General features: G+C 43.6%; 7 protein-coding genes. 5 read left to right on the plus strand and 2 right to left on the minus strand.

Annotation, left to right across the window (positions count from 1 at the left end):
- Positions 1–496 precede the first annotated feature (496 nt).
- The 4 genes from ACZ5V1_RS06375 (at position 497) to ACZ5V1_RS06390 (ending at position 8,336) form a co-directional block, all read left to right on the plus strand.
- Positions 497–1,834, plus strand: coding sequence for a TolC family protein (locus ACZ5V1_RS06375; RefSeq protein ID WP_464391144.1), 1,338 nt, complete (start codon positions 497–499; stop codon positions 1,832–1,834).
- A 23-nt stretch (positions 1,835–1,857) separates the two neighbouring features.
- Entirely contained in the window at positions 1,858–2,118 is a 261-nt protein-coding gene (locus ACZ5V1_RS06380; protein WP_373793453.1) for a hypothetical protein, read from the plus strand.
- Positions 2,119–2,185: 67 nt separating this feature from the next.
- Positions 2,186–4,360 (plus strand): efflux RND transporter periplasmic adaptor subunit, encoded by a 2,175-nt coding sequence (locus tag ACZ5V1_RS06385; protein WP_464391145.1) that lies wholly within the window; start codon positions 2,186–2,188, stop codon positions 4,358–4,360.
- 10 nt (positions 4,361–4,370) lie between these two features.
- Positions 4,371–8,336: an efflux RND transporter permease subunit gene (locus tag ACZ5V1_RS06390; protein ID WP_464391146.1), complete on the plus strand. Its 3,966-nt coding sequence runs from the start codon at positions 4,371–4,373 to the stop codon at positions 8,334–8,336.
- A 299-nt stretch (positions 8,337–8,635) separates the two neighbouring features.
- Here ACZ5V1_RS06390 and ACZ5V1_RS06395 read toward each other — a convergent pair whose 3' ends face one another.
- Positions 8,636–9,244, minus strand: coding sequence for a CatB-related O-acetyltransferase (locus ACZ5V1_RS06395; protein WP_464391147.1), 609 nt, complete (start codon positions 9,242–9,244; stop codon positions 8,636–8,638).
- 326 nt (positions 9,245–9,570) lie between these two features.
- On the opposite strand from ACZ5V1_RS06395, the gene nfsB reads away from it, so the two are divergent.
- Positions 9,571–10,227 (plus strand): oxygen-insensitive NAD(P)H nitroreductase, encoded by a 657-nt coding sequence (gene nfsB, locus ACZ5V1_RS06400; RefSeq protein ID WP_464391148.1) that lies wholly within the window; start codon positions 9,571–9,573, stop codon positions 10,225–10,227.
- Positions 10,228–10,254: 27 nt separating this feature from the next.
- On the opposite strand, the gene ACZ5V1_RS06405 is transcribed toward nfsB, so the two are convergent.
- Positions 10,255–11,124 (minus strand): LysR substrate-binding domain-containing protein, encoded by an 870-nt coding sequence (locus ACZ5V1_RS06405; protein ID WP_464391149.1) that lies wholly within the window; start codon positions 11,122–11,124, stop codon positions 10,255–10,257.
- Between the last annotated feature and the right edge of the window lie 152 nt (positions 11,125–11,276).

Below are 11,276 nucleotides of genomic sequence, written 5' to 3' on the forward strand. Positions count from 1 at the left end.
CAAGAACTAATGATAGCACTCATAGCAGCCCACATGTAAGGATTATTCTTAATTGCGAATGCGTGGAGCCTTTAAGAACATATTCCCTATCCCCTCCAATGTTCTAAGCTGGACGCACTATCCACTTAATCACCATGTTATTCCCTTCAAGTCTGACTCACACGAACTTTTTCTCCTGTAAAAAAAATGAACACAGCAGAAGGAGAAGGGTCTTGAACTGTATACTTTTTATACAAGTTAAAAAGGGGGGCTTGAATAAAAATAAATACCGTTTTATATCTGACTAAAATAGTAAGGATTGGTCAATTTGGCCTACGCTTTGCTACACAACCAAAAGCAACGTTTAGTGATCCTTTACAAAAACTCATTAATACAATGGCGCTAACAATAATATTTCTGCATGATGTTAAAGAATATTGTATGTCATAACTTACTGATTATGCTTTCTTAATACTGAAATGAGATTTCCTGACAAACAAAACACATGAGGAAACAAATGATTGCAAGAGTCTTTTTATTAAGCGTGACACTATTATTTTTCAGCGTGCAGACACTATATGCAGAGGACGCAGCAGAAAATGTACTCCCTGCTTATCTAAAAATCGCAGCCGAAAATAACGGCGAACTGCAATCTGCATTCAGTAAATGGAAAGCTGCAACTCAAAAGGCGCCACAAGTTTCCACACTGCCTGACCCGCAATTCACGTTTGGAGTTTACATTGTCCCTGTTGAAACACGTGTTGGCCCGCAACGCATGAGTTATGCGCTTACACAAAAATTTCCCTGGATTGGTAAGCTGGATGCAAAAGAAAAGGTTGCGCTACGTGAGGCTGATGTATTTAAAGCAAAAGCGGACAGTATCAAAACTAAAATATTCCGAAACGTTAAGGTGGCATACTATGAGCTGCTCTACCTGCAACGCGCCATACAGCTAACCGCAGAACAAGTTGAATTGTTAGAATTTTTAGAAGCAACTATTCGCGCTCGATATTCTTCCGGCAATGCCTTGTATGCAGACGTGCTCCGAACACAAGTTGAGCTCGACTCTTCTCGAAATCGAAAAGCCTCACTTAAAGACATGTATGTCCCTCTCCAAGCTCGTCTGAACGCGGCTATGGGGCGAGATATTGATGATGCAGTACATCTATCAAATACAGTGGCGGAATTACAGTTAGAGGTTGAAGAAGATATACTCAGGAAGCTTCTTCAACAAAAAAATCCTGAGCTACTTAGCTTTGACCAACAACTCGCCGGTGCAGACGCTCAAATTACTCTTGCTGAGAAAAACTATTATCCAGACCTCACGTTCGGGATAAAATCAATTTACACAGATAAAGCTCGCTCTGGTGATCCAACCCAAAACGGTAATGACCCGGTTATAGCCACTGTAAGTCTCAATATTCCTATCTGGCAGGACAGCAGAGACGCTGCCGTTGAAGAAGGAAGAGAAAAAAGGCTCGTAGCTATTCAGGCAAAGAAAGGGCGTAAAGATATCCTTCTAGCCGACTTGGAGCTGGCTTTATACCGCTACCGCGATGCTATTCGACAAATCACTCTGTATGAAGAAAGCCTGCTCCCTAAAGCGGAGCAATCCGTTGAAGTAACCCTAGAGGCATATCAGAGTGGCAAAGTCGACCTTGAAGAAGTCATCGCGGCAGAGAACACATATTTTGAGCTCTATATTGCTCAAGCGCGTGCTCTAACAGACCAAGCACAGCGTATTGCACAACTTGAACAACTAGTTGGTACGGAGTTACCTGTCATACAAAAAAATAAAATGGCGATGACAAGGTTCGACTTACCGCAAAAAGAACTCAACGTAACAGTTGAGTAGCACAGAAAAGAGAGGAGATGAGAATGAAATCACTTTTGAGAGTTGCAGTGTTAGCATTTGCAGTTATCGCATTTGCAATGCCGGGAACCGCTGCTTTTGCCGGCACACCTCAGACCAAATGCCCTGTTATGGGAAACACTATCAATAAAGATCTGTATGCAGATCACAACGGCAAGCGAGTGTACTTCTGCTGTCAGATGTGCTCGCCAAAGTTTAAAAAGAACCCGAAAGTTTTTATCAAAAAACTTGAAAGCCAGGGTGTAGAGTTAGAAGTCGTTAAGTAATTTGCGATTACATGCTCTCAGATACGTGCGGTATCTGGGAGCATGTAAAAGCGTTAGGGGATGTGAGATGCAGTTACCTCGTTATATAGGTAAAGTAGTTTTTGGCGCCGCGGCTTTTGCTTTAGTGGGCGGAATATTGGCATCAGGTATACTTATGCCGACAGATGATGACACCAGCAAAGTGACCCAGATAAAAGCTGAAAAGCAAGGTTCTGACCAAATGCAGTCAAAGGGCAAGGTGGTATGGACATGCTCTATGCATCCGCAAATCCAGCTACCGCAACCGGGGAAATGTCCGCTGTGTTTCATGGATTTAATCAAACTGGAAATTGACGCCAACAAGGCAGCATCAGAAAGTTACCGCCAAATCGAATTGGATGGTAATGCTCGCAAGCTTGCAGAAGTGGCAGTAACTCCTGTTACCCGCCAGTTTGCTTCAGCCGACTTACGTATGGTTGGTAAAGTTGACTACGATGAATCCCGTGTAGAAACCATCAGCGCATGGACTGCGGGACGTATAGACCGACTGCTCATCGCCAAAACGGGTAGCACTGTCCGAAAGGGACAGCCAATGGCTGTTATCTATAGCCCTGAATTGTATTCAGCGCAGGCAGAATTAATCCAAGCAACCAAAGCTACTTCCAAGCTTACATCAAAAAGCTCTTCAATCATCCGCAAATCAGTAATGAATAATATTTCGGCTGCGAAAGAAAAATTACGCCTTCTTGGTTTATCTAAAGGGCAAATTGCAGCAATTTCCAAACAAAAAACACCATCCAAAAACCTTACCGTATATGCTCCACAAGCAGGACTTGTGATACGTAAGGATGTTGTAGAGGGTGCTTATGTAAAAGCTGGTGAACCGCTTTATTCTATTGCTGATCTTTCAGCTGTATGGGTAATACTTGAAGCGTACGAAACTGATTTGTCATGGATTAAAATAGGGGACAAAGTCGACTTCACTGCAGACGCATTCCCCGGTGAGCAGTTTAATGGACGCATCGTTTATATCGATCCAACAGTCGACCAAAAAACTCGTACCGTTGCTGTACGAATTGAAGTTACAAATGCCGGTGAAAAACTAAAGCCGGGCATGTTTGTACAGGCATCTCAAAAGAAAGAAACTTCCGGTGATGATTCTTCCTTAGTTATTCCGGCCTCAGCTCCATTGATTACAGGGAAACGAGCTATCGTTTATGTTCAAAATCCTGACAAGGAAGGCGTATACGAGGGCCGTGAAATTATTTTAGGCGCAAAAAGCAACAATACATACATCGTAAAAAGCGGGCTTGATGAGGGTGAGCTGGTAGTAAGTAAAGGTGCTTTCAAGCTTGATAGCGCGCTTCAAATTATGGCGAAACCAAGCATGATGAGTGACACTGCTTTGCTTTCTGCATCTGACCAACATAATGCGCATGACGATCACAAATCAAATCACCTTGGTGCTCCATCAATATTAATATCCAAGCTGTACTTCATGAATAAAGATTTCGAAGTGCTAAGCAAAGCCTTGCAACAAAAAAACAGTGCCGCTGTTCAGGCGCAGTTTACGATAATTGGTAACAAGCTGAAGTCGATGGAAACGTGGATGCTCGAAGGCGAAGCAATGCTCGCATGGAAAGAAAACGGAATGTTGCTTGCCAATGATTGCGTTTTAGGCGCTGAGGCAGATTCATATAAACGTCAACACGAACTTTTTGCGCTTGCCCTCGTTCACTATAAAGCTTTGAAGTCAGCTTTTGGTGTTGAGGCTGCGGCAACGTCACTAACCCCAAATTTACAAGTCCCTGAGAAGATCAAAGCACAGATAGGCGCTGCGTTAACCGCGTATATAGATGTTTCTGAAGCATTGAGTAATGACAATGCAGACGAAGCCCGTGTTGCATTGAAGGGCTTTGCCAACGCATTAAATTCACTCTCAAGCGCAGGATTACCAGAAAAAACTATGCAGTTCTGGTCAGGACAAAAGAGAACAATCACATCTGCAATTGCCGATATGCGTAATGCCTCCGATATTAGCGGAATGCGTAAGGGATTCTTTACGGTTTCAAAAAGTATGCTGGACGTATCCAAACGTATGGGAATTTCACTTAACGGCAATGTCTATGAAGTATTTTGCCCAATGGCTTTTGATAACAAAGGGGCGGCTTGGTTACAGCAGGATGAAAACATTCGTAATCCATATTTTGGCGCGGCTATGCGTAACTGCGGCGAAGTCAAGAATCAACTTGCTGTAGAGTAAAGGGGCATCCGTGGCTGATATTGAAAAAAACACAGAGCAGGGCGTTACACCTCCAAAAACTCCCTCCAGTCAGGACTCCGGCTTTGAACATGGAATCGTCCCGCGCACCATTACTGAAAAGCTCATCTACTTTTGCTTAAAACGTAAGCTGGTAGTCATACTTCTAGCCGTTCTCATGATTGGTTGGGGGGCTATGGTTGCGCCTTTTGATTGGGATTTAGGCGGCATTCCCCGTGATCCAGTGCCTGTAGATGCGATTCCCGATATCGGAGAAAATCAGCAGATAGTCTTCACCGCGTGGGCCGGGCGTTCTCCGCAGGATATGGAAGATCAGGTTACGTACCCGCTTACGGTATCTTTACTAGGGATACCGGGGGTTAAAACGGTACGCAGCTATTCAATGTTCGGATTTTCCACAATTTACGTCATCTTCAATGAGGATGTAGAATTTTATTGGTCCCGTTCTCGCCTTTTAGAAAAATTAAATAGTTTACCCCCAGGCACTTTGCCAACAGGAGTCCAACCAACACTTGGGCCGGACGCAACCGCATTGGGGCAAGTATTCTGGTACACAATAGAAGGACGCGACCCACAAGGGAATCCGACTGGCGGTTGGGGGCTTGATGAACTGCGCAGCGTGCAGGATTGGCTTGTTCGATACGGACTTCTTTCTGCTGAAGGAGTATCAGAAGTTGCTTCTGTCGGTGGCTTTGTCAAAGAATACCAGATTGATGTTAACCCAGACGCAATGCGCGCTTATGGAGTAACGCTTGAGCAAGTAATTGGTGCGGTTAAGCAATCCAACCTTGATGTTGGCGCGCGGACAATGGAGATCAACAGCGTTGAATACATCATCCGTGGTGTCGGCTTCGTAAAAAAGCTCTCTGATCTTGAAAAAGCCGTAATCAAAGTTGCTGATAATACGCCAATTACTGTTAAAGATGTCGCCACAGTCTCGCTGGGGCCTGCCATGCGACGTGGTGCTTTGGATAAAAATGGTACAGAAGTTGTCGGTGGCGTTGTTGTCGTTCGTTACGGTGAGAACCCATTAGCTGTTATCAATAATCTGAAAGATAAAATTACAACGATCAGTGCAGGGCTTCCGAGCAAAACCCTAGCGGACGGCACTGTCTCAAAGCTTGCTATTGTCCCGTTTTATGATCGTAGCGGTCTTATCCAAGAAACCTTGGGAACACTGGACAATGCGCTCACAGAAGAAATCCTTATTACCATTATCGTTGTGCTTATTGCGGTAATGCATTTTAAAAGCTCTCTTGTAATTTCGTCTTTACTACCACTTGCAGTTCTCATGTGCTTTATTGCCATGCGAGTGCTTGGGGTAGATGCGAATATTGTTGCACTTTCAGGTATCGCTATTGCTATTGGTACAATGGTGGATATGGGCATCATCATATGCGAAAACATACTTAAAAAGCTTGAAAAAGCTCCTCCCGGAGCTGACTCTTTCAAACTTGTATTTGATGGTGTTGCCGAGGTTGGCAGCGCAGTTTTGACTGCTGTTGCAACGACCATCATCAGCTTCCTCCCCGTTTTTGTTATGGATGGAGCAGAGGGCAAACTTTTCAAGCCGCTGGCCTATACAAAAACTTTTGCACTCGGTGCCTCAATTTTATTATCGCTCACTGTTTTACCTATGTTGGCGCACATGCTTTTCAAAGCACGCAAGTCATCAAATGTTGGAAAAATCAAAACATACATAATGCCCGCGACGCTGGTTGCATCAGGCGTTGTAATAAGTGTGATGGTAAAGTGGTGGCTTGGATTTGTTGTCGCCTATATTGGTATACGCCGAATTTTGTACGCACACCTTCCTCAAACAATAGAAAAATGGGTTGAACGTGCTGAGAACTGGCTCGTAATTATTACAATTACGATCATACTTTCCCAACATTGGCTCCCGCTTGGACCAGAAAAAGGCTTCTTCATCAACCTGTTGTTTGCAGGAGGAGCTATTGGTAGCTTAATGGCATTCTTCTACGGATTCCAAAAAGCATACCCTTCCTTACTCCGTTTGTTTTTGCGCCATAAAGCCACATTTATGCTCTTACCGTTAAGCATTGCTCTGTTCGGTATGGTGATATGGCTGGGTTTTGGAACTGTAACCAGTTGGATGCCGAATGCCATTCGCGCCACAGCGCCAATGGCAATGTTAGCACACACATTCCCCGGGCTTGGCAAAGAGTTTATGCCACCGCTGGATGAAGGTTCTTTTCTCTATATGCCAACAACAATGCCTCACGCTTCCATAGGTGAAGTGCAGGACATTCTTGCAAAGCAAGATAAAGCAATACAGCGGATTCCAGAAGTCCAGAGTGCTGTAGGCAAGCTTGGCAGGGCAGAAACACCACTCGATCCTGCCCCTGTTTCAATGATTGAGACTGTCATCAACTACAAGCCACAATATCTGCTTGATGCTAACGGCAAACGCATGCGCTTTAAGTTTGATGCTTCAAAAAAAGACTACATGCGCTCAGTAGATAATAAACTGCTCTCTGCACAAGACGGGTATCCATATCTTGTCCAAGGGTATTATGAGCGTGATGCAGCGGGTAGACTTATTGCTGATCCCGATGGCAGACCGTTTAGAATTTGGCGTATGGCGCTTGATCCGAAGCTCAACCCTGAACGCGAACCGTGGAGTGGGGTGCGCTCCTCAAACGACATTTGGGACGCCATTGTTCAAGCAGCAGCGATGCCGGGCGTAACTAGTGCTCCAAAACTTCAGCCAATTGCTGCACGAATTGTCATGCTGCAATCCGGTATGCGTGCGCCTATGGGCATTAAAGTCAAAGGCCCCACATTACCTGTCATTGAAGAATTCGGCCTTCAGCTTGAAAAATATTTAAAGCAGATTCCTTCCATAATGCCCGCAGCTGTTACTGCGGACAGGATTGTAGGGAAACCATACCTGGAAATCGTAATCAATCGCGATGCAATAGCCCGTTACGGAATCACAGTAGCAAAAGTACAAAACGTTATAGATAGCGCCGTCGGCGGACGTATAATTACTACTACAGTGGAAGGACGAGAACGCTATCCAGTACGAGTCCGCTATCAACGGGAGTTACGTGATTCTATTGAAGGGCTTGAAAACATCCTCGTGGCGTCACCAACAGGAGAACAGATTCCGTTATCCAGACTTGCTGACATCACATATATTCGAGGTCCTCAAGTCATTAAAAGTGAAGACACGTTTCTTATCGGCTATGTCTTGTTTGATAAGCAACCTGGCTTTGCCGAGGTCGACGTAGTAGAGCAGACCCGCGATTTTCTGGATCAAAAGATTACCAGTGGGGAACTTGTGATACCAGCAGGTGTTTCATTTGAATTTGCTGGAAGTTATGAAAACCAGATCCGTGCACAAAAAAAGCTGGCTGTAATTTTACCACTGGCATTGTTTGTTATTGTAATCATCCTATATTTGCAGTTTAACGCGATTACCACCACGCTCATGGTTTTCTCGGGAATCCTCGTCGCGTGGTCTGGTGGTTTCATTATGATCTGGCTTTACGGGCAGGATTGGTTCTTGAACTTCTCCATACTCGGGACACATATGCGAGATCTCTTTCAAGTTCATCCCATTAACCTCTCAGTCGCTATCTGGGTTGGGTTCCTTGCACTATTCGGCATAGCATCCGACGACGGCGTAATCATGGCTACATTCCTTGATGAGTCCAAAGCGAGTCGGAATCCACAGAATATTGAAGAGGTTCGTGAATTTGTAATTGAAGGGGCAAAAAGGCGTATCCGTCCAGCACTCATGACATCTGCCACAACAATTCTAGCGTTGTTACCTATCCTTACTTCAACAGGTAAGGGCGCAGATATTATGGTACCGATGGCGATACCATCCTTTGGAGGTATGTCCATTGCGCTGCTCACGGTCTTTGTTGTTCCCGTTCTTTATTGTTGGGTAGAAGAGGCTAAATTGAAAAATCAGGCAAAAACAAAGTAAGCCTCTCCAGTTCTCAACCTTAAACCATTGCTAATAAGAAAAGCCCGTACGCGTTGTCAGCGTGCGGGCTTTTTTTGTGAAATACCAAGTAAGACCACTAGCAACGTCTCAATTTATAAGAAGATTGTATCAACATCTAATGTAAAACTTTAACTATTGACCTTCTTTTTTGCGTAGATAAGTAATTCCCAATAAGTCCTCAGAAACTGACAATTAGCTTAACTCTTGGAAAGAACATCTAAATAAAAAAGCCCTCAAATGCGGACAGTTCCATGCACTTTAAGAACTTAAATATATAGTTAAATTTTGTCCCAAAGATGAGCGACGTTTTGACTGCATAATAACGAAAGATTTTCTCGAATTGTATCGTCAGGCCAATCCCACCATGCTAAGTCGATAAGTCTTTCTTTTTCATCAGCACTGAAGCGCTCTCTTATCAGTTTTGCCGGATTCCCACCAACTATGCTGTAATCGGCAACGTTCTTTGTTACAACGGCACGCGCTGCGATAATAGCCCCGTGGCCTACAGTCACGCCAGCCATAATCATCGCCTCACTTCCTATCCAAACGTCATTGCCGATAACGGTATTACCTTTGGGAAGATATGCATCTTCAGCATCTGAAAACTCAGACATGTAATGAAAAGGGTATGTACTGACCCAGTCGTGGCGATGCCCTTGATTGCCGGCCATCATAAAGACTGCACCGGAGCCGATTGAACAGAACTTACCAATAATGAGTTTATCTACATCATCACGCTCTGCTGAAAGGTATCTTACATTTTCTTCAAAATGTTTCCCGTGGTAATAGCCAGAATAATAGCTATGCCTACCAACAATAATGTTTTTATTCGTCAGGTGCTGACGAATTTCATACCCCTCATACGGTGATGAAAAAGGATTAGTCATGACTTGTTCTCCAAAAATTGAGGATACATTTTCCTAATAAGTTCCAACAAATAAACTTCAGCAGATAGAAAGAGTTCTACTGAAGTCAGACAGCCCTTTTTATGCGGTGCGGAACAAGCCAATCCGATTGAGTAGAAGATAGGAATAGTGAAAAGGTAGTAAACATAGCTGTTGAATATTGCTTTGGATTCGCCGCGTCAATCTTCGTTTCATTACAAGGATTAGCAAAGGTAATAGTAACAATTATGGAGTTTAATTTCTCTTACTTAATCATTTGCTGCAGAGTGGCCTCAAAGACAGAACATGATTTTATATAGGAGATGGCTATGACCACGTATATTGAAAAATTGGAATCCAGATACACAGCTAAAAAGTTTACCCCAAATATTTCTATTCCACCTTCCATACTGAGTGACGTGAAGAAAGTGTTGCAGCTCTCTCCTTCATCAACAAATTCGCAGCCATGGCATTTTGTCATTGCTACAAGTCAAGAGAGCAAGGACAAAATTGCAGCCTCTGCACGCGGCTTTTATGAGTTTAATGCTGGAAAGATTAAGGATGCCTCAGCGGTAGTTGTTTTATGCACAAAAACAACTATTGATACCGACTACACAAACTCTATCTTAGCTCAGGAAGAAAAGGACGGACGTTTCCCTACTAACGAAGTACGGGAGATGAACAGAAAAGGGCGTGAATTCTTTGTGCTACATCATCGTGACACGATACAAGATGCGCATCACTGGATGGAAAAGCAAACCTTTATCGCACTTGGAAACCTGTTGATTGGTGCAGAACATTTGGGTTTACAGGCATGCCCTATGGAAGGTTTTGATTATGAACACCTCACAGAGCATCTGGGACTTGCAGAAAAAGGACTTGCACCAACAGTCATAGTATCTCTTGGTTATGGTGCAGACGACGATTTTAATGCATCGGCGCCAAAGTCCAGAATGCCACAGCAATCTGTAATTACAGAAATTTAATAAAGAAAAAGCGTCAGCAGGAAACTCCTACTGACGCTTTTTTAGTTGAATCTTTAAATAGTCTGTAATGCCCTTAACAAGCTCTGTTGAAATATTTTGGTTATGGTACAGGTAGGTAGAAAATTCTGGAAGTGAAGCAAGCGGATGATCGGACGAGAGAATTGAAAGATCCTTTGTTACTGCAGAACGTGGCAAAGCTGTAATTCCTAACCCCGCCCGTGCAGCAGCTAAGACGCTTGCAACGCCTGTCCCTGTGAAAACCACATCCCATGACTTGCTGTAGGCATCAAGCATATTGATAGCCATTGCTCTAAATACACATGGTTGAGGCAAAGTTACAAGTGGCATTTGGTCTATGCAGTCAGCAGAAAAAAAAGTTTCAAGCCCATGTCCGTCCTTGTATGCCCACACAACAGGGTCAGTCATTATTCTTTCCCCGTTCCCATTTATCCCCGCTCCGGCAAGCAGTATATCAAGATTACCTTCTTGGTATATTGAATCCAAATTCATTCCGAGACCAGCGTGCAACTCCAAGTGAATATTCGGGTAAGTTTTTGAGAATTTACTTACAATTTCCGGAAGTAAATCCGGCCCGAAATAATCTACAAAACCAATTCTCAAATTCCCCTTCATACTAGGCTGCCGAATCCATTGCACAGCTTCATTGTGTAATGACAAAATGCGTCGAGCATAACTCAACAGAACCTCGCCATCAGCACTCAATTCAATCCCCCTGACAGCTTTAGAAAAAAGCTTTTTGCTTATCCTGTCTTCAAGCCTCTGAATTCGTTGACTGACAGCAGATTGGCTTAATCCCAAATGTTTCCCAGCCTGAGTAAATCCGTTTTGATCTACAACAGCTTCAAAACACTTCAGTAATTCAATGTCTAATTCCATACATCCTCTGATCTTATTTGTCACAGTTCCAACGCAACTGTTATTTAGATACCGCGAGGGCAGACTACGTGCAATAACTATAAGCAATTGAAAGAATATTTACGTTATCATCTATTGAACAAAAAGAATCATGAGAAAATGTATCCAGCTAA

The sequence above is a fragment of the Halodesulfovibrio oceani subsp. galateae genome, assembly GCF_055397225.1.

Coding starts and splice junctions, on each gene's coding strand:
- ACZ5V1_RS06375 (WP_464391144.1), top strand. CDS start 497: ATGATTGCAAGAGTCTTTTTATTAAGCGTGACACTATTATTTTTCAGC.
- ACZ5V1_RS06380 (WP_373793453.1), top strand. CDS start 1,858: ATGAAATCACTTTTGAGAGTTGCAGTGTTAGCATTTGCAGTTATCGCA.
- ACZ5V1_RS06385 (WP_464391145.1), top strand. CDS start 2,186: ATGCAGTTACCTCGTTATATAGGTAAAGTAGTTTTTGGCGCCGCGGCT.
- ACZ5V1_RS06395 (WP_464391147.1), bottom strand. CDS start 9,244: ATGACTAATCCTTTTTCATCACCGTATGAGGGGTATGAAATTCGTCAG.
- nfsB (WP_464391148.1), top strand. CDS start 9,571: ATGACCACGTATATTGAAAAATTGGAATCCAGATACACAGCTAAAAAG.
- ACZ5V1_RS06405 (WP_464391149.1), bottom strand. CDS start 11,124: ATGGAATTAGACATTGAATTACTGAAGTGTTTTGAAGCTGTTGTAGAT.